Origin of the sequence: Streptomyces sp. NPDC049541, assembly GCF_044465725.1 — a bacterium.
Lineage (GTDB): Bacteria > Actinomycetota > Actinomycetes > Streptomycetales > Streptomycetaceae > Streptomyces.
In genome coordinates this window covers 263,001-280,949 of sequence record NZ_JBITLY010000010.1, presented here as the reverse complement: position 1 = coordinate 280,949, position 17,949 = coordinate 263,001, and the positions used below count along the sequence as shown (strand labels likewise).

At 72.4% G+C, this 17,949-nt stretch carries 16 protein-coding genes; 7 read left to right on the top strand and 9 right to left on the bottom strand.

The window, feature by feature from the left end; all coding sequences use genetic code 11:
* Positions 1-244 precede the first annotated feature (244 nt).
* Positions 245-1,027, top strand: a complete 783-nt coding sequence (locus tag ACIBW9_RS32995) for a hypothetical protein (RefSeq protein ID WP_398960683.1) — start codon at positions 245-247, stop codon at positions 1,025-1,027.
* Positions 1,028-1,183: 156 nt separating this feature from the next.
* Here the strand turns inward: ACIBW9_RS32995 and ACIBW9_RS32990 are convergent, their stop codons facing one another.
* Both ACIBW9_RS32990 and ACIBW9_RS32985 read right to left on the bottom strand, forming a co-directional pair.
* Positions 1,184-1,492 carry a hypothetical protein gene (locus tag ACIBW9_RS32990; RefSeq protein ID WP_398960682.1) on the bottom strand — a complete coding sequence of 103 codons (309 nt, stop codon included), beginning with the start codon at positions 1,490-1,492 and terminating at the stop codon, positions 1,184-1,186.
* A 128-nt stretch (positions 1,493-1,620) separates the two neighbouring features.
* Complete coding sequence (locus tag ACIBW9_RS32985) at positions 1,621-2,424, bottom strand: GntR family transcriptional regulator (protein ID WP_398960681.1); 804 nt, start codon at positions 2,422-2,424, stop codon at positions 1,621-1,623.
* Between the two features lie 168 nt (positions 2,425-2,592).
* Here ACIBW9_RS32985 and ACIBW9_RS32980 point away from each other — a divergent pair, with 168 nt between their 5' ends.
* Together ACIBW9_RS32980 and ACIBW9_RS32975 are read left to right on the top strand one after the other, a co-directional pair.
* Positions 2,593-3,441: a (2Fe-2S)-binding protein gene (locus tag ACIBW9_RS32980; RefSeq protein ID WP_398960680.1), complete on the top strand. Its 849-nt coding sequence runs from the start codon at positions 2,593-2,595 to the stop codon at positions 3,439-3,441.
* 302 nt (positions 3,442-3,743) lie between these two features.
* Positions 3,744-4,787: a DUF2637 domain-containing protein gene (locus ACIBW9_RS32975; RefSeq protein WP_099932109.1), complete on the top strand. Its 1,044-nt coding sequence runs from the start codon at positions 3,744-3,746 to the stop codon at positions 4,785-4,787.
* A 52-nt stretch (positions 4,788-4,839) separates the two neighbouring features.
* Here ACIBW9_RS32975 and ACIBW9_RS32970 read toward each other — a convergent pair whose 3' ends face one another.
* The gene (locus ACIBW9_RS32970) at positions 4,840-5,298 is read right to left on the bottom strand and encodes an ATP-binding protein (protein WP_398960679.1); all 459 of its coding nucleotides are present in this window, start codon (positions 5,296-5,298) and stop codon (positions 4,840-4,842) included.
* Positions 5,299-5,523: 225 nt separating this feature from the next.
* Between ACIBW9_RS32970 and ACIBW9_RS32965 the strand changes: the two genes are divergently transcribed.
* Entirely contained in the window at positions 5,524-8,532 is a 3,009-nt protein-coding gene (locus ACIBW9_RS32965) for an alpha-mannosidase (RefSeq protein WP_398960678.1), read from the top strand.
* On the opposite strand, the gene ACIBW9_RS32960 is transcribed toward ACIBW9_RS32965, so the two are convergent.
* Positions 8,533-8,994 (bottom strand): hypothetical protein, encoded by a 462-nt coding sequence (locus ACIBW9_RS32960; protein WP_398960677.1) that lies wholly within the window; start codon positions 8,992-8,994, stop codon positions 8,533-8,535.
* A gap of 309 nt (positions 8,995-9,303) precedes the next feature.
* Here ACIBW9_RS32960 and ACIBW9_RS32955 point away from each other — a divergent pair, with 309 nt between their 5' ends.
* Entirely contained in the window at positions 9,304-10,644 is a 1,341-nt protein-coding gene (locus tag ACIBW9_RS32955; protein ID WP_398960676.1) for a helix-turn-helix domain-containing protein, read from the top strand.
* A 63-nt stretch (positions 10,645-10,707) separates the two neighbouring features.
* Here ACIBW9_RS32955 and ACIBW9_RS32950 read toward each other — a convergent pair whose 3' ends face one another.
* Positions 10,708-12,222: a protein phosphatase 2C domain-containing protein gene (locus ACIBW9_RS32950; RefSeq protein ID WP_398960675.1), complete on the bottom strand. Its 1,515-nt coding sequence runs from the start codon at positions 12,220-12,222 to the stop codon at positions 10,708-10,710.
* 184 nt (positions 12,223-12,406) lie between these two features.
* Here ACIBW9_RS32950 and ACIBW9_RS32945 point away from each other — a divergent pair, with 184 nt between their 5' ends.
* A complete protein-coding gene (locus ACIBW9_RS32945) occupies positions 12,407-12,889 on the top strand; it encodes a DUF456 domain-containing protein (protein ID WP_398960674.1) in 483 nt (160 codons plus the stop codon).
* A gap of 67 nt (positions 12,890-12,956) precedes the next feature.
* Complete coding sequence (locus tag ACIBW9_RS32940; protein WP_398960673.1) at positions 12,957-13,325, top strand: PPOX class F420-dependent oxidoreductase; 369 nt, start codon at positions 12,957-12,959, stop codon at positions 13,323-13,325.
* On the opposite strand, the gene ACIBW9_RS32935 is transcribed toward ACIBW9_RS32940, so the two are convergent.
* The 4 genes from ACIBW9_RS32935 to ACIBW9_RS32920 form a co-directional block, all read right to left on the bottom strand.
* Positions 13,322-13,831, bottom strand: a complete 510-nt coding sequence (locus ACIBW9_RS32935; RefSeq protein ID WP_398960672.1) for a methylated-DNA--[protein]-cysteine S-methyltransferase — start codon at positions 13,829-13,831, stop codon at positions 13,322-13,324. The genes ACIBW9_RS32940 and ACIBW9_RS32935 overlap by 4 nt on opposite strands.
* Positions 13,831-15,225: a DNA-3-methyladenine glycosylase 2 family protein gene (locus ACIBW9_RS32930; RefSeq protein WP_398960671.1), complete on the bottom strand. Its 1,395-nt coding sequence runs from the start codon at positions 15,223-15,225 to the stop codon at positions 13,831-13,833. Before ACIBW9_RS32930 ends, ACIBW9_RS32935 begins: the two co-directional genes overlap by 1 nt.
* A 256-nt stretch (positions 15,226-15,481) precedes the next feature.
* A complete protein-coding gene (gene rsgA / locus ACIBW9_RS32925; RefSeq protein WP_398960670.1) occupies positions 15,482-16,579 on the bottom strand; it encodes a ribosome small subunit-dependent GTPase A in 1,098 nt (365 codons plus the stop codon).
* 232 nt (positions 16,580-16,811) lie between these two features.
* Complete coding sequence (locus ACIBW9_RS32920) at positions 16,812-17,828, bottom strand: LacI family DNA-binding transcriptional regulator (RefSeq protein WP_398960669.1); 1,017 nt, start codon at positions 17,826-17,828, stop codon at positions 16,812-16,814.
* Positions 17,829-17,949: the final 121 nt, after the last annotated feature.

Below are 17,949 nucleotides of genomic sequence, written 5' to 3'. Positions count from 1 at the left end.
GAACGGCCAGGCGCCGCCCGAAGTTCACACCTCGTCGCGCTTCTCGGCGCCGCCGGCCGCGGCATCGAGGTCGCGTCAACCGTGTCCCCGGCAAAGCCGGTTCGTGCCTTCAAAGGCCTCGCAGACCGGGCGTGCGAGTTCAACGCAAGTGAAATCTTTCACACACCCTCTTGGCCCCGCCGCGGAATCCGTGCTGAGATGCCGCCACCACTCATAGCTCGATGGCGTGCTCGGGGAGGGCAACGTGGCGCATACCGCCATGTCTGGTAACGGAACGACCGCAGGTGACGATCCCCTCCAGACCGCGGTATGGCGGCTGCGCTCACGCGCCTGCTGGGCCGACGCGGCGGCCCTGCTCGAGCCCCGCACCGCGGACGCGGCGCTGCAGCGGGCCGCGCTGCTGGTGGAACGGTGTCTGTACACCGAGCAGGGCTGGGAGGAGGCCGAGGACGCGCTGCGTACGGCCGAGGCGCTGGCCCACACCGACGACGAGCGGGGCGCGGCCGCTTGTGAACGCGGGTACTTGGCGTATGCCGCGACGCTGCTGGGGGTCCGGGACCGGGCCGACGAGGCGCGTGCCGCGCTCGGGCGGACGGCGGCGCTGATCCCTCCGGGGGCGGTGGGGCGGGCCCTCCTGGACTTCCGGCGAGGGCTGGTGGCGCAGAACCTCGCCGACGCGCCTCAGGCGGCGCGGGCCGCGTTCCGGCGCGCGCACGCGGGGGCGACCGCGCACGGTGATCTCCTGCTGCTGTCCTTCACCTGGCGGCATCTGGCGGGACTCGCGCTGCGGGAGGGGGAGTTGGCGGAGGCGCGGCACGGGTTCGCCGAGTCGCTGCGGATCCGGGAGGAGCTGGGGTATCTCGTGGGTACGGCGCCGGCGCTGGTGTCTCTTGCTGACGCGGAGGCGGAGCCCGAGGCCTCACGGCTGCGGGAGGAGGCCCGGCGGCTGTTCCAGCTGCTCGGGGGTGTGCCGACGTGGCTGGCGCGGCAGCTGTCGCCGCCTGCGACGGGGGCGGCGACGGCGTGACCGCCAAGCGCTCCGCTGGATGTGCCGCGATGGGCCGTCTTTCGCCCGCGGTGCCATCGTGGCTGGTCGCGCCCGCGCGGCGGTAGCCGCAGATTCAACACAGTCCCGCGCCCCTTCAGGGCGCTGCGGAGCCGCAGCCGACTTCGCCAGGCCCGCTTAGCTGTTCTGGATGCGCGCCAGCAGGTGCTGGATCGACCCCAGTATCGAGTCGCGCAGCGCGGTGTCCTTGGCGAGGACGACGACCACGGCGACCAGGACCAGGAACGAGACGAGGCCGCCGCCCCGGCCGCCTCGGTACGCCCCCGGGCTCGGGGCGGGCGGCGGTCGGTGGCCGTTGCGGATGGCGTGGTCGACGGCCTGCCGGTGGGCCCGCATGGCCTGCTGATGAGCCTGCTGGTTGGCCTGCTGGGCCTGCTGCGCGGCCTGTTGGGCGGCCTGCTGGGCGTAGAAGGACGGGTCGGGCATCGCTCTCACCTCCGGCGGCGGCACCTTCCGTGCCGTGTGCCGGGAGTCACGCCGGCCGGCGGGCCGCGAGTTCCCCGCATCGCGAACCGTCACAGGGAACCGACGATTCTGTGACGCCGGTCATGAGCTCAGGATGCGCCGCCGAAGTGCTCGCCCACCAACGCGCGTAGGACGTCCAGGTCGCAGGCGATCAACGCGTCCAGCAGGGCCGCGTGCTGGGCCGCGTCCGCCATGAGCTCGGCCCGGCCGCGAGCGGTCGGGGCACCGCCGACCAGGGGCCACTGCGCCCGCCGGTGGAGGTCGTCGGCGATCTGGACGAGCTGTTCGTTGCCGGAGAGGGCGAACAGGGCGCGGTGGAAGGCGCGGTCGGACTCGGCGTAGGTCGCGCGGCAGCCGGAGGACGCGGCGCGCAGGGTCGCCTCGGCGAGGGGGCGCAGTGCGGTCCAGCGCTCGGCGGGCACCGTGCGGGCCAGGCGGAGCATCACGGGGATCTCGATCAGTGCGCGGACCTCGGCGAGCTCGGCCAGTTCACGGGCGCCCCGCTCGACCACCCGGAAACCCCGGTTGGGGACGACCTCGACGGCGCCCTCCAACGCGAGCTGCTGCATGGCCTCGCGCACCGGCGTCGCGGAGACCCCGAACCGCTCCCCCAGTGCGGGCGCCGAGTACACCTCGCCCGGCGTCAGCTCGCCCGCGACCAGCGCGGTGCGCAGCGCGTCGAGGATCTGCCCGCGCACGGAGGCCCGCTGGACCAGTCGGGGCCGGGGAATCGGCCGTTCACTGTGCGTGTGCTCGCCCCGCGTGGCCCCCTCCTCGACACCCCGCTCCCGGTCCACGTCCTGGGCCCGGGCCTGCGGCGGAACCCGGGGCACCCCGCTGGTCCGAACCTCGGGAACCCCCGTGTCGGCGGAGCCGTGGGTGCTCTGCTGCACGGGTCCTCCTCCGGACGTGTCGGTACTTGGGGTCATTACGGCGGGTTGTTACTCGTCCGTCAAGCACCTTAGGCGCAGTTGTCATCAGTTCAAATCCCATTCGGTTCGGGTAAGGCCAGCCTTACCTTGTTAGACGACATGCATCCGTCATGAACAGGTGGTTCCTGCATGCCCGCGCCCCAGCCTGCACTCACTGCCGCCTACGCCCGCCTGAACAGGGCCTTCCCCGGGCTGGCCGTCCTGGAGGTGGGCGTCGACGAGCAGGTCCCCGAGGGCGGCGGATGGGTCTCCGCAGCCTCTCTCACGGAGGACGGCGTCGGTCTCGACACATTTCTGGCACAGGACGACGCACAGGTGCTGCGCGACTACGGAGTGCGCGCCCGGCCGGACGTCGTCGCGAGCTTCGGGCTGCATCGGTACGCGTGGCCGGCCTGTCTGCTGATCACCGTGCCATGGTTCCTGCTGCGTCGGGTGCCCCGTCTGCCCGTGGCCGGCGTGGCGTACGACCGGACCGCCCCCGGGCTCTCCCTCGGCCGCCTGGCCGTGCGGCCCGCCGGCTTCGCCTGTCTGCCCGGCGACCCGGCCGCCGCCCTGCCCGGCGCACGCGTCGTCCCCGACGAGGAGGCGCTGCGGGCCGAGGTGCGGACCGCGGTGGCCGAGCATCTCGAACCCGTGCTCGCCGGGTTCGGGCCGCGGATGCGCCGACGCGGGCGGGCCCTGTGGGGCACGGCGACCGACGAGGTCGTGGAGGGGCTCTGGTACGTCGCCCGGCTGCTCGGCGAGGAGCCGCGGGCCGTGCGCGAGCTGGAGGCGCTGTTTCCGGGGACCACCAAGCCGTATGCCGGGGCAGCGGCCTTCCGGGAACTCGCCGGCCCGCCCGGGAAGTCCCTGCTCACCCGGGACCGGGTGAGTTGCTGCATGTTCTACACCGTGCGCCCGGAGGACACCTGTGCCACCTGCCCGCGCACCTGTGACGCCGACCGGCCGGGCAAGCTGTCGGCCGCCGCCACGAGTTGAGGCACCCTCAGGCACACCGGCCGCCGGCCGTCCCGTAAGATCGGCGCGAACAAGGCGCCCGTCCGGTTACAGGCAATTCACAACTTCCTCACTTGCCGCAGGAACTTTCCGTGGAACCATCCGTACGGGTAGTCTTATTCGAACTCAACTCCCGCCCCTCAAGCGGCAGTTCGAGCAGAACGCCGCCCTGGGCATCCCCTTGCACTTCCTTGGCGGCCTCTTGCCCCGAAACCCCCTGAGGGCCGGTGGGATTGGGCCACTATGGCGGGCGATACGCCCTATCCCAATGCAAGGGACCCCAGATGAGACTGACCGACATATCGCTGGACTGGCTGCTTCCGGGCGCCGTACTGCTCCTGGGCATGCTGGCGGCGGTGGCGGTGCTCGCGCGCAGCAAGCGCTCCGGGGAGCACGCGAAGACGGACGATTCGTGGGAGCGCAGCGAGGAGCGCCGCCGGCGCAAGGAAGCCATATATGGCACCGCCTCCTATGTTCTGCTGTTCTGCTGTGCGGCGGTCGCCGCCGCCCTCTCCTTCCACGGCCTGGTCGGCTTCGGCCAGCAGAACCTCGGCCTGACCAACGGCTGGGAATACCTGGTGCCGTTCGGCCTGGACGGTGCGGCCATGTTCTGCTCCGTGCTCGCGGTCCGCGAGGCCAGCCACGGTGACGCGGCCCTCGGCTCCCGGATACTCGTGTGGACGTTCGCGGGCGCCGCGGCCTGGTTCAACTGGGTGCACGCGCCCCGGGGCATCGGTCACGACGGTGCGCCCCAGTTCTTCTCCGGCATGTCCCTGTCCGCGGCCGTCCTCTTCGACCGCGCCCTGAAGCAGACCCGCCGGGCCGCGCTGCGCGAGCAGGGCCTGGTGCCGCGCCCGCTGCCGCAGATCCGTATCGTCCGCTGGCTGCGGGCCCCCCGCGAGACCTACAAGGCCTGGTCGCTGATGCTCCTGGAGGGCGTGCGCAGCCTGGACGAGGCGGTCGACGAGGTGCGCGAGGACAAGCGGCAGAAGGAGGAGAACCGGCTGCGGCGCCGCGAGGCGGACCGCCTGGAGCGCGCCCAGCTCAAGGCCATCAGCCGGGGCCACCGCGGGTTCATCGGCCGCGGCGGCGGACGTCAGGTGGAGCCCCAGGCACTGGAGCGGGCCTCCGCCTCGGTCTCCGCGGAGCCTGCCATATCCAGCGCGGAACCGCTGCCCGTGCGCTCACGCCCGTCCCTGCAGCCCGTCCGCAAGGCCGGCTCTGAACCGGTGACCGTCGACCTCACCGCGGAGGACGACACAATGGCCCTGCCGCGCCTCGACTCCCTTGAGCGCAAGCTCAAGGACCTCGAGCAGCAGTTCGGCTAGAACGGACTGCACGGGAAGGGGGCGTGACCTTCGGGTCACGCCCCCTTCCGTGTCATGCCGCTCCGGCGTCGAGTTCGAACCACACCACCTTCCCCACCCCGTGCGCCCGTACCCCCCACGCGTCCGCGAGGGACTGCACCAGGACCAGGCCTCTGCCGTGCGTGCCGTCGTCGGCGTTCGGTACGCGCAGTCTGGGCCTGCGACCCACGAAGTCCCTCACCTCCACCCGCAGTCCGTGAGGCCCGACGGTGGCGGTCAGCACCGCGTCGTGGTCCGTGTGGATGAGTGCGTTGGTGACGAGCTCGCTGGTGAGCAGCTCCGCTATCTCAGAGCAACCGGGCCTGCCCCACTGCCGTAGCAGTTCGCGCAGCGCCCGGCGTGCCTCGGGCACCGCCTTCAGGTCCGCGCGGCCCAGTCTCTGCCGGAGCTTCCGTATCTGGGACGGCTGCGCCTGGTCCGCGTCGCCGTCGGTCTTTTCCTCCGTCTTCGCCGAGAAGGCCCCGATCGCCATGGGACCGCCCCCTCGTGCCTGCCTCTTCATGACCCCCGCCCGCGTGCCGATATCGGTCCCCTCCTTGTCGAACACGTTCACGGGATCCATGCCCCACTGGGCACGCGGCAGTCATGTCCGTCCTCGGGCGGCCAGGTGTTCGGCCACGGAGGCTGCGGTTCAGGCCGGACGGAGGGACCCTTTGGAGCGACGCACCACAGCCGTCCGAGCGCCGAGGGAGCCCCCGTGCACGACGACCGAACACTGGTGGAGGCGCGCCTGGAGCGCGCCATGGGACAGTTCGTGCGGCCCGCGCAGTACGCGGAGCGTGTGCCACTGGTGCTGTCCGTGTGGCATGTGCCCGGCGAGCCGGTGCCGGTGGACCAGGCACTGCAGGCCGACTACGAGACCTTCACAACCGGAACGGCCTGGGGAAAGCCCTGGTCGACGAGTTGGTTCCGGTTGACGGGCCGGGTCCCCGAGGAGTGGGCCGGGCGCCGCGTGGAGGCGGTGATCGACCCCGGTTTCACCGGCGACGGCCCCGGTTTCCAGGCCGAGGGACTGCTCTACGACGCCGCGGGCGTCCCCCTGAAAGGCATTCACCCGCGCAACCGTCACCTCGCCGTCGGCACCCCGGCGAGCGGAGGCGAACCGGTGCATCTGCTTCTGGAGGCGGCCGCCAATCCGGCCGTACTGCACGGCTTCGCGCCTACGCACCTGGGGGACGTCCTGACCGCCGGGGACCGGCCCGTCTACCGATTCCGCTCTGCCGACCTCGCCGTACTCGACGAAGCCGTGTGGCAGTTGGTGCTGGATGTCGAGGTGCTTTCGGAACTGATGCACGAGCTGCCGATGGACCGGCCCCGGCGGCACGAGGTCCTGCGCGCCCTCGAGGACATGCTCGACGTCCTCGATCTGCACGACGTCTCCGGTACGGCGGCCGCCGCCCGGGCCACGCTCACCGACGTGCTGTCCCGCCCGGCCTCGGCGAGCGCCCACCGGATCTCCGCGACCGGGCACGCCCACATCGACTCGGCCTGGCTGTGGCCGCTGCGCGAGACCGTCCGCAAGGCCTCGCGGACCTTCGCCAACGTCACCGCGCTCGCCGCCGACTACCCCGAGCTGGTGTTCTCCTGCTCGCAGGCCCAGCAGTACGCCTGGGTGAAGGAGCACCAGCCGCACATCTGGGAGCGGATCAAGAAGGCGGTGGCGGACGGCAACTGGGCGCCCGTGGGGTCGATGTGGGTGGAGTCGGACGCCAACATGCCCGGCGGAGAGGCACTGGCGCGGCAGATCGTGCACGGAAAGCGGTTCTTCGCCGAAGAACTGGGCGTGGAGACGGAGGAGATCTGGCTGCCGGACTCCTTCGGCTACACCGCGGCCTTCCCGCAGCTCGCAAAACTGGCCGGAATCCGATGGTTCCTCACCCAGAAACTCAGCTGGAACCAGTCGAACAAGATGCCCCATCACACCTTTTGGTGGGAGGGCATCGACGGCACCCGTGTCTTCACGCACTTCCCGCCCGTCGACACCTACAACTCGCAGTTTCACGGCCGCGAACTCGCCCGCGCGGAACGCAACTTCGCCGAGAAGGGACGCGCCAGCCGCTCGCTGGTGCCGTTCGGCTGGGGCGACGGGGGCGGCGGCCCGACCCGCGAAATGCTGGAGAAGGCCCGTCGGCTGCGCTCCCTGGAAGGCTCGCCCCGGGTCGAGGTCGAGAAGCCGGCGGCCTTCTTCACCGCGGCCGAGGAGGAGTACGGACCGCAGGCGCCCGTATGGTCGGGCGAGCTGTACCTGGAGCTGCACCGGGCCACCTACACCACCCAGGCGAAGACCAAGCAGGGCAACCGGCGCTCGGAGCACGCCCTGCGCGAGGCCGAGCTGTGGTGCACCACGGCGGCCGTGCGCGATCCGTCGTACGCCTACCCGTACGGCGCCCTGGACCGGCTGTGGAAGACGGTGCTGCTGCACCAGTTCCACGACATCCTGCCCGGATCCTCGATCGCCTGGGTGCACCGGGAGGCACGGGACACCTATGCGCGGGTCCTGGCGGAGGTGGAGGAGCTCACGGCGGCGGCCGTGCAGGCACTGGGGACGGGCGGGCCCGTGGTGCTCAACGCCTCGCCGTACGAGCGCACCGAGATCGCCGGGGGCGTGCTGGTGACCACGCCGGGGCTGGGCGGTGCGCCGGTCGTGGGGGCGGCGGGCGAGGTCGTACGGGCCGAGGAGGACGACGGCACCTGCGTACTGGAGAACTCCCGGCTCCGGGTCACCGTGGACGCACGGGGCCTGCTCTCCTCGGTCCGCGATCTCGCCGCCGACCGTGAGGTGCTGTGCGGCCCCGGCAACCTCCTCCAGTTGCACCCCGACCATCCCAACGCCTGGGACGCCTGGGACATCGACCGGCACTACCGGCGCCGGCACACGGACCTGACGGACGTCGAGTCGGTGGAGCTGGTCGAGGACGGGCCGCTGACGGCGGCGGTGCGGGTGACGCGGACGTTCGGGAAGTCACGCATCACCCAGGAGATCCGCCTCGCGGCCGGCGCCCGGCGCCTCGACATCGTCACGGACGTCGACTGGCAGGAGTCCGAGAAGGTGCTGAAGGCCGCCTTCCCGCTCGACGTGCACGCCGAACGCTCCACCGCGGAGATCCAGTTCGGGCACATCCACCGCCCCACCCACACCAACACGTCCTGGGACGCGGCCCGCTTCGAGATCTGCGCGCACCGCTGGCTCAGGGTCGCGGAGGAGGGCTACGGCGTGGCGGTCCTCAACGACTCGACGTACGGGCACGACGTGACGCGTACCCCGCACGAGGGCGGCCTCGGCACGACCGTACGTCTGACGCTGCTGCGCGCCCCGCACAGCCCCGACCCGGAGACCGACCTGGGCACGCACCACTTCACGTACGCGCTGCTGCCGGGTGCGGACGTCGGGCGAGCGGTCGCCGAGGGGCTCGCCCTGAACCTGCCGCTGCGGGTGGCGCAGGCACCGGTCGTGGAGCCGCTGGTCCGCGTGGACCACCCGGCCGTGACCGTCGAGTCGGTGAAGCTCGCGGAGGACCGCAGCGGGGATGTGGTGGTACGGCTGTACGAGTCCCGGGGCGGACGGGCGCGGGCCACGCTGACGCCCGGCTTCCCGGTGGGCCGGGCGGAGGTGACGGACCTGCTGGAACGGCCGCAGCACGAAAGCGACTTGAGCTTCGAGCTGCGGCCGTTCCAGATCCTCACGGTGCGGCTGCGACCGGAGTGACTACTTGCCCTGTGCGGCCTTCTCGCCGATGTGGAAGATCTGGCGGCTGTCGCGGGCCATGTCCACCACCAGCGTGCTGGTGGAGTTACGGCTCCAGGTGAGGGTGACGACGGCCTCCGTGCGGTTCGCGGTGCTGCCGTTGTCGGTGACCTTCCAGGCGAGCGGGACGTTCTGGGCGCGCAGGACGCCGTCGGCGTGCTCCCGGTCCTCCCAGGCCGCCAGTTCCTTCTGGAAGGCGGGGGTCAGGTAGTGGGCGCGCAGTGCGTCCCCGAGGTTGCCGCTGTCCTCGTCGGTCACCGCGTCGATGTAGGCGCCGTAGAAGTCCGCGATCCGGCTGATGTTGTCGGCCGGCTTTCCGCTGACGCTGTGCGCGGCGCCGGCGGAGGCCTGGGCGGTGGCACCGAGGCCGAGGGCCACGGCGAGCAGGCCGGCGGTCAGGACGGTGCGGGTCTTGCTGCTCATGTTCGGTTCCCCGTTTCGAGTAACTCAGTAATGGAGTGATCAAGCGGTCGAGTGGTCGAGTTGTGCTGTGGGCCGCCCTCCCGACCCCCGAGGCGGGAGGGCGGCCCTGGTCCGTTCGGGCATGGGTGTGCCCGTGAACGAGTGCATGGGTGTCGGTCGTCGCCCGGCGCCGGATGGTCGGTCCGGCCCTGGTCGGTGCGACACCAAGAGCATCGGCGGTCACGGCGGGCCGGCGCAACGGCAGGCGCCCCATCCGCGACGGTGGAACCATCCCAGCCCATCTGACGTGCAGATACATGAGTGCCTGGGATGCGGGATGCGCTGGACTACGGGGGAACATTGGAGACTCGGGACGACGTCGAGGCGTTCGCGACGCTGTTACGGCAGCTGAAGGACCGCACGGACCGCAGCTACGGCTCCCTGGCCCGCCGCCTCAACATGAACACCTCCACGCTGCACCGGTACTGCGCGGGCGAGGCGGTACCGCAGGACTTCGCACCCGTGGAACGGCTCGCGGCCTTCTGCGCGGCGGCACCCGAGGAGCGGCTCGAACTGCACCGGCTGTGGCTGCTCGCGGTGGCGGCACGGCAGCGGCCGCGGGCCGCGGGCGAGGGGGCCGGCGCGGAGCCGACGGAGGCACTGGAGGACCGGAGCCCCGGGGAGACGACGAGTCCCGGGGGACCGTCGCGCCCGCAGGAGCCGGTGCGCCCGTCAGCTGCTCCCTGGTTCCGACGCCGACGCCCCCTGCTCGGGACCGCCGTGGCGACCGTACTGCTCGTCACGTTCGGCAGCCTCTCCGCCCTGTCGGCCGACCGCTCGCCGGGCGATTCGGCCAAGGCCCCCGGACAGTCCCGTACCACCGAACCCCCCGCGTCCCACCGCCCCTCGGCCACGGCGGCCGGCCCCTCCCCCACCGGCTCCCCGGCCTCAGGTCCGGCAGGCGCAGCGGCTTCAGCACACCCCACCTCGAAGGACGGGGCGACGGCCGGCGGGAAAAGCGGAGCGCCCGCCGCCACCGGTGTCCCCCTCGCCTGGTCCGCCGACTCACAGATCTGGGACGGGGGTTGCGCACACGACTACGTCATCGACAAACAGCCGGACCAGGTACCCCCACCGCCGGTGCCGCAGGACGCCGCCGCCTGGGCGGCGACACAGGGAGCGGTGCACGGGCGGCAGACGATGGTGCAGATCTCGGTGCAGGGGAAGTCGTCCACGGCCGTCGTGCTGAACGCCCTCCGGGTCCGCGTCGTCAGCCGCGGCACCCCGCTCAAGGGCACCACGTACGACATGGCACAGGGCTGCGGCGGCGGCCTCGGCCCGCGCTCCTTCGATGTGAACCTCGACATCAACCGCCCCATCGCCCGCGCGGTCGCGGGTGCCGACGACCGAGGAGACCCCGCTCCCGCCGTGCAGTTCCCCTACCGTGTCTCCGCCCAGGACCCGGAGGTGCTGCTGGTCACCGCGACGACCGAGACGTACGACTGCTCCTGGTACCTCGAACTCGACTGGTCCTCCCAGGGCCGCACCGGCACGGTCCGCATCGACGACCATGGCCGCCCCTTCCGCACCAGCAGCATCAAGGACCTGCCCCGCTACTGGTACGGCACGGACGGCCACGGCGTACGGCAGTGGGTACCGACCGACAGTTAGTCAGGGGCGGGGGGTCCGCAGGTTGGAGTCGTGCTGCACCAGGGTCAGGAAGTCGCCCTGCCGTCACGCCTCCCAAACGGCGGCAGCCGTACGGTCGTCCGCGTACCCCTTGACCCTGACCTGGGTGTCGGCGAGGAACGCGGCGAGGCCCGGCGGGGTGGGACCGGACCACCGGGTCGTCAGATAGCGGCACAGATCGGGTTCGCCGCGCAACGGCTCCGCGAGGCCGCCGGAGCACATCAGGAGCGTGTCCCCCGGGTGGGCGACGGAGGCACGGAACCGGAAGGGCTCGCGGGGCGGCTCGGGGGCGGGTTCGTACGGGCTCGGCGGGGTCGGGATCCCGAGGTCCATGGTGAGCCGGTCGCCCTCGGGGGTCTCGGCGGGCAGCGAGCCGAAGCCTACGACGGGCTCTCCGGTGACCTCGGCGACCCGCGGTTCGATGTCCTGCCAGTCGCCGTCGCGCAGCCGGAACAGTCCGCCGGCGCCCACCCCGAAGAAGACCCGCGTACGGCAGTTCGGGTCGGCGGGCAGGAGCAGACAGCGCAGGGTGGCCGCGTACTCCTCGGGCTCGATGCCCTGCTCGGCGGCGCTGGCACGGAGTTTGCCGAGGCTGCGGTCGGTGAGGCGGTGCAGGCCCGACTTGAGGTCGCCGCGCCGGGCGGCCCTTATGTCCTCCGCGAGCCGGGCGTGACTGCGGCCGACGGCACGGCCGATCCAGTGGCAGGCCTCGGCGGCCGCCCGGTGCGCGCCGGGTGTGGCGCGGGCTCCGGTGGCCATCGCCACCAGGACCAGCGCGTGCTCCCCGGTGCCGAAGCGGGCGGTGAGGAGGGAGTCGCGGCGCGGCTCGCCCCGGTAGCGGGCGGAGTCCCCGCGGACGGAGACGGCACGCAGGGTGCAGGCGCCGTAGCGGGCGCCGTCCAGCACGGTGTCCGCGACCAGGTCGTCGAGGTCGTCGGGGTCGGCGGGCGGGAGGGCGGTGGGTTCGGCGTCGTAGGTGGGCGGGCCCGAGCCGACGTAGTCGAGGGGGGCCGGGGGGAGGGTGGGGAGGTCGAGGTGGGTGGCGGTACGGGCGGGACCGGCGTCGGCCGCGGAGGTCGGCACCGGCGAGGCGACGGCCTGCTGCGGGAGGGGCTGCTCGGCGGCGGCGAGATGGCGGGCGCTGTGCGGGAGCGTGCCGTCGGTGACCTGCGGCGGAGGGCTGTCCGCGGCGTGGTGCGGGCGGTGCTCCGCGTCCACCGGGGTGGCGGCGGGTGAGCCGTCCCGGGCGGGGTCCGTGGCGGCGGACGGTTGCGCGGGCGCCTCGGGGGGCATGCGCGACTCGGGCACCGTCGTGCCGGGCGTTTCCGTGGAGGTGAGGCCGCCCGGCGGGGGCGGGAGGTCCCAGGGTGCCTTCCGCCGGCCGAATCCCTCGTCGACGCCCTCCGCCCCGGCCTCGGCTCCCATGGCCCCGGCCACCGAGGCGAACCGGTCGTCCAGGGTGTCGGGTGCGGGTGCGGGGCCCGTGTCCTCGGTGGAGTCGTCGTACAGCTGCCCCCACCAGTCGTCCTCACCGGTGGGACTTCCCCCCTGCTGGCTCATGCCCCTAATTGTCCACCGCATGGGCGGTATGAAAACGGGGCATCAGGAAAAACCGGTACAGCACTCCGCGGGAGACGGTCATCGAGGGTGAGCCGTCGAACGGCGGTGCGGAAAGAGTGGCCGGTGTGACCCGGGCCCGGACCGCTGACCTGCGTCTCCTCCTTCCCTCCGGCACTCTGGTGAGATGGGAGTGTGGGACCTCCTGCTGGTCGGACTGGTCCTCCTGCTCGGCCTGTGCGGAGTGCTGGTGCCCGGGGTGCCGGGATCGTGGCTCGTGTGGGCCGCGGTCCTGTGGTGGGCGCTGAAGTCCACGGAGCCGGTGTCCTGGTGGATCCTGGTGGGCGCGACCCTCGCGATGTTCCTCTCCCAGGTGGTCCGCTGGGCACTGCCCCCCAGACGGCTGCGCGAGAGCGGCGCCACGCCCCGGATGGGGGTCTACGCGGGGGCGGGCGCGTTCCTGGGCTTCGTCCTCATCCCCGTGCTCGGCACGATCCCCGGCTTCATCGGCGGCATCTACCTGTACGAACGCCTCCGCCTCGGCCGGCACGGCGAGGCGAAGGCGGCCCTGCGCACCGCGATGCGCTCGGGCGGCTCCAGCGTGCTGGCGGAGCTGTTCACCTGTGTGCTGATCGCAGGGGCCTGGCTGGGCGCGGTGATCTGGGGCTGACGTAGGGCCACGGGACTAGGGCGAGGATCCGATGTGCGGCGCGGGCCGGGCGTGCTTCGCTGCTCCCATGACCGAATTCAGCGAGGCGGAACGCGCGTATCTGAAGTCGCAGCGCCTGGGGCGGCTGGCCACCGTCGACCCGGACGGGCAGCCGCAGGCCAACCCGGTCGGCTTCTTCCCCCAGGACGACGGCACCATCCTGATCGGCGGCTACGCCCTGGGCCGCACCAAGAAGTGGCGCAACCTCCGGCGGAACCCCAAGGTCGCCCTGGTCGTCGACGACATCGTGAGCCTGCGCCCGTGGAAGGTACGGGGCGTCGACATCCGGGGCGAGGCCGAACTCCTCACGGGCCCCCACGATTTGGGCCCGCACTTCAGCGAGGAGCTGATCCGCATCCACCCGCGCCGGATCCACAGCTGGGGCCTGGAGGACTAGACGGAGGGCGCGGCCGAGGGCTGCTGGAGGACACCTTCCAGCGTCAGCAGCTGCACCTTGCGTTCGAGGCCGCCCGCGTACCCGGTCAGCGAACCGTCCGCTCCGATCACCCGGTGGCAGGGCCGGACGATCAGCAGCGGATTGGCGCCGATCGCGCCGCCCACGGCCCGTACGGCAGCCCGTGAGGCACCGATCCGGGCGGCGATCTCGCCGTAGGTGGTGGTCGCCCCGTAGGGAACGCTGTCGAGAGCGGACCACACCTGCTCCCTGAACTCGCTGCCGACGGTGCTGAACTCCAGCCGGAATTCCTTCAGTTCACCGGCGAAGTAGGCCGCCAGCTGCTCCTCGGCAGCACGGAAGGCGGCGGGCTCGAACCGCCAACCGGCCTGTACCTCGGGCCCCTTCTTCTGTCCGGGCACAGACAGGGAGGTCAGGGCACCGGCCGGGTCGGCGGTGAGGAGGAGGGGCCCGACAGGACTGTCGAAGCGGCTCCAGAGAACACTCATCAGGATCGGTCCCACTCTCTCGCTACGCGCAGGTGTTGCAGGGCATACGAGCGCCAGGGGCGCCAGCTGTCGGGAACGTCCGGCCCGGGCGGGGCGACGTCGGGATCGCCGAGCGCCCGGGTGCGGATCACGGCGACCGTATCCGCGTCCATGCCGGGCACGGCGAGCAAGGCGGCCTCCGCCTCGTCGCGGTCGACACCCGGATCCAGGCGTACGGCGCCGTCCGCGAGGGCGGCGGTGAGCGCGCCCAGGGTGCCGTGCGGTTCGGCTTCCGCGAGGACGGCGGGCTCGGGAAACAGCCGGGTGAGGCTCCCGCACGGCGCGTCGAGCGCCTTCCCGTACTGCTGCACGAGCCGCTCGGCCTCCGCCCGCCCCACCAGCGCGCGCACGGCCAGTTCCTCGGGATCGGCGGCCCCCGGCGACCGCAGCCCCGGCCGGGCGGCGACCAGCGGCGCGAGCCGCTCGTCACGGCCGAGCCGCTCGTCCACGGCGTACGGATCGGCGTCGAGGTCGAAGAGCCGCCGCAGCCGCCCCACGGCGGTGGTCAGATCACGGGGATCGGTGAGCTGCAGCCGGGCGTCCAGCCAGCCACCGGGATGGGCACCGGCCGCAGACCTGGCCGCCCCCGCCCGCTCGTCGACGGCGACGATGCCGCTGCCGTGCGGAAGCCGGAGGGTACGCCGGTAGGTCCGCCGCCCACGCACCCCACTCACCTCCTCGACCCCGCCCACGGCCTCATCCGCGAGCAGATCGAAGACGGCACCGGCCTGGTACGGCCCCCGGTGGGCGAGCCGCAGCGGAATCCCCGCGGCCGGGGCGGCCGCACGCCGACCGGCCCTGGGAGCGGCTGCCCGCAGTTCGCTCGGCGTGGATGCGTACACCTCCCGGACCGTGTCGTTGAACTGCCGGACACTGGCGAACCCGGACGCGAACGCGATCTCCGTGATCGGCAGCTCCGTCGTCTGCAGCAGGACCCGCGCGGTGTGCGCCCGCTGGGCCCGGGCAAGAGCGACGGGCCCGGCCCCGAGCTCACCGGTCAGCTGCCGCTGCACCTGCCGAGCGCTGTACCCGAGCCGCGCCGCCAGCCCCGTGACCCCCTCCCGGTCCACGACCCCGTCCGCGATGAGCCGCATGGCCCGCCCCACCACATCGGCCCGCACATTCCACTCGGCCGACCCCGGCACGGCATCGGGCCGACACCGCCGACAGGCCCGGAACCCCGAGCCCTGCGCGGCGGCGGCCGTCGCGAAGAACCGCACGTTGTGCCGCTTCGGCGTCACGGCCGGGCAACTCGGCCGACAGTAGATCCCGGTCGTCCGGACGGCGAAGAAGAACTCCCCGTCGAACCGGCCATCCCGGCTCCGCACGGCTTCGTACCTGCTGTCCTCGTCCATCACGCCCTCCAGTCTCCGCCGGACGGGACGACTGGGCTAGCGGAAATCGGACACGGCGATTGAACTGCCGGCCGGGCTTACCAGCCCGGCCAGGCATTCTCAGCCGCCGGCCGGCACTCCAGCCCGTCCGGCGTGCACGCACGAGGCCACGTCAGCCCATCTCAGCCCGTGCGGCGTTTGAGGACGAGGCCGTTCAGGCCGACAGCGGGGGCCTGGGGGCGGCAGCCCCCAGCCTGCGCCCCCACCCCCGGCACCCTTACCGCCGCCCCCGCTTCAGCTCCATGGCCGCCCGCCCCGCAGCACCCTTCCGTTTCCACTCCCGCCGAAGCTCCGCACGGACCCGCGCATCGGTCTTGGCGACGATCCACTGGTTCTCCCGCATCAGCTTGCGGTAACTCTCCAGGCGCCGATGCGACAACTCCCCGCTCTCGACAGCCTCCCGCACCGCACACCCCGGCTCCGCGTCATGCGCGCAGTCGTGGAAGCGGCACCGCTCGGCCAGTTCCTCGATCTCGGAGAAGACCTGTCCGACCCCGCTCTCGGCGTCCCAGAGGCCGACGCCCCTGAGCCCGGGTGTGTCGATGAGGACACCCCCGCCGGGCAGGGCGAGCAGGTTGCGGGTGGTCGTCGTATGACGCCCCTTGCCGTCGACGTCCCGCGCGGCCTGCACCTCCATCACGTCCTCGCCCAGGAGGGCGTTGGCGAGGGTCGACTTGCCCGCACCGGACTGCCCGAGCAGCACGGACGTACCGCCGGAGACCAGACTCACGAGAACGTCGAGCCCGTCCCCGTCCACGGCGCTGACCGTCAGCACGGTCACGCCGGGCGCCGACATTTCGACGTCCTGGACGAGATGCGCACGCGTCACCGCGTCCGGCACCAGGTCGGCCTTGGTGAGCACGACCAGCGGCTGCGCACCGGACTCCCAGGCGAGGGCCAGGAAGCGTTCGATGCGTCCGAGGTCGAGTTCGACGGCCAGGGACACGGCGACGATCGCGTGGTCGACGTTGGCGGCGAGGATCTGCCCCTCGGACCGTTTGGAGGAGGTGGAGCGCACGAAGGCGGTACGGCGCGGCAGATACGTCCGTACGTAGCGCGGGTTGCCGCCGGGTTCGACGGCGACCCAGTCGCCGGTGCACACGACCCGCATCGGGTCGTGCGGGGTGACGAACGCGGTGTCGGCCCGCAGGACGCCGTCGGCGGTGACCACGTCGCACTGGCCGCGGTCGACCCGGATCACTCGTCCGGGCAGGAGCCCCTCAGGCTCGTGGGGGGCGAACGCGTCCGCCCATGCCTCGTCCCAGCCGTAGGGGGCGAGCGCGGAGAAAACAGGGGAAGCCGAGCTGGAAGTCAAGGGTGACCCTTCACAAGGGTGGCCCCGGCGAAAGGAGTTTGAGGTCAGCCGAAGGCCACGGAGGTGGGCTTGATGATCTGGATGCGGGCAGCGCTCGTCGCAAAGACAGCCATCGGTCAACACCTCCCAGTTCCGGACTCGTTGGACAGCGGCGGCCACCGGCCACCGCTCCCTGCCCACTCACCATAGAGCGGTACGTCCGCCGGGCGCCACGGAATATTCGAAGAGCCCCTCAACGCCCTTGCCCGGCGAAGGGCCCCGGCACCTCTCCCGACCCCCGCCTGATCAGTTCCGTCGGCATGACGAGGGTGCGGGGCGGCGAGGTGTCCCCGTGGATGCGGGCGAACAGGACGTGCGCGGCCGTGGTGGCGAGCGCGACGGGATCCTGGGCGATGACGGTGACGGGCGGTGTCAGCCGCTCGGCCAGCGGGAAGTCGTCGAAGGCGATGAAGGCGATCCGGGGCGGCAGGACCGTCAGCGCGCCGAGGGCGAGGTTCTCGTTGTCGGCGAGGAGGGCGGTGGGCGGCTCGGCGGAGGCGAGCAGGGCCGTGACGGCCTCGGCGGCGGACGGCGCCGAGCGCAGACCGTGGCGGACGAGCCCGGGGTCGGCGGCGATGCCCGCGCCCTGAAGTGCCGCCCGGTAGCCCTGGTGGCGCTCGCCGTTGGTCCAGATGTCCGGCCGGCCACCGAGGTAGCCGATACGGCGGTGGCCGTGCGCGATCAGGTGCCGTACGGCCCCCTCGACCGCGGCGCGGTTGTCCACCACCACGGTGTCCGCCTCCAGTCCGGGTGCGGCCCGGTCCACGCACACGATCTTGGTGCCCTGTTCCTGGGCCGGGCGCAGGAACCGGTGGCTGCCCGCGGCCGGCGTGAGGATGAGGCCGTCGACGCGGCGGGCGGTGAAGGCGGCGACGACCTCGCGCTCGCGGCGCGGGTCGGCGCGGCTGGAGCCGATCAGCACCACACTGCCGCGGCGGCGGGCGACGTCCTCGGCGGCGGAGGCGACGGCGGCCATGAAGGGGTCGGCGACGTTGTCCACCAACAGGCCTATCGTCCGGCTGGGTTGGTCCGCGCGGCGCAGCTGGCGTGCCAACTCGTCGCGCTGGTAGCCCAGTTTGCGGACGGCGGCCTCGACTCTCGCGGCGGTCCGCGGTGCCACGCTCCCCGCGCCGTTGACCACGCGGGACACCGTCATCGCGCTGACGCCCGCCTCGGCTGCGACGTCCTTCATCGTGGGGCGGCCGACCACGCCGCAGTCCTCCTCGGCAGTCGGGCGGGCGGCTCCCGGGCCGCTGTGCAACCTCTTGAGAACGGGTCACACACGACCCTTGACGCCCACCCACGGGGCTCCCAGAATCGACGAACTGTTA

Coding starts and splice junctions, on each gene's coding strand:
- ACIBW9_RS32970 (WP_398960679.1), bottom strand. CDS start 5,298: ATGGCGATCGGGGCCTTCTCGGCGAAGACGGAGGAAAAGACCGACGGC.
- ACIBW9_RS32950 (WP_398960675.1), bottom strand. CDS start 12,222: ATGAGCCAGCAGGGGGGAAGTCCCACCGGTGAGGACGACTGGTGGGGG.
- ACIBW9_RS32930 (WP_398960671.1), bottom strand. CDS start 15,225: ATGGACGAGGACAGCAGGTACGAAGCCGTGCGGAGCCGGGATGGCCGG.
- ACIBW9_RS32945 (WP_398960674.1), top strand. CDS start 12,407: ATGGGAGTGTGGGACCTCCTGCTGGTCGGACTGGTCCTCCTGCTCGGC.
- ACIBW9_RS32975 (WP_099932109.1), top strand. CDS start 3,744: ATGAGACTGACCGACATATCGCTGGACTGGCTGCTTCCGGGCGCCGTA.
- ACIBW9_RS32990 (WP_398960682.1), bottom strand. CDS start 1,492: ATGCCCGACCCGTCCTTCTACGCCCAGCAGGCCGCCCAACAGGCCGCG.
- ACIBW9_RS32960 (WP_398960677.1), bottom strand. CDS start 8,994: ATGAGCAGCAAGACCCGCACCGTCCTGACCGCCGGCCTGCTCGCCGTG.
- ACIBW9_RS32935 (WP_398960672.1), bottom strand. CDS start 13,831: ATGAGTGTTCTCTGGAGCCGCTTCGACAGTCCTGTCGGGCCCCTCCTC.
- ACIBW9_RS32940 (WP_398960673.1), top strand. CDS start 12,957: ATGACCGAATTCAGCGAGGCGGAACGCGCGTATCTGAAGTCGCAGCGC.
- ACIBW9_RS32955 (WP_398960676.1), top strand. CDS start 9,304: ATGCGGGATGCGCTGGACTACGGGGGAACATTGGAGACTCGGGACGAC.
- ACIBW9_RS32980 (WP_398960680.1), top strand. CDS start 2,593: ATGCCCGCGCCCCAGCCTGCACTCACTGCCGCCTACGCCCGCCTGAAC.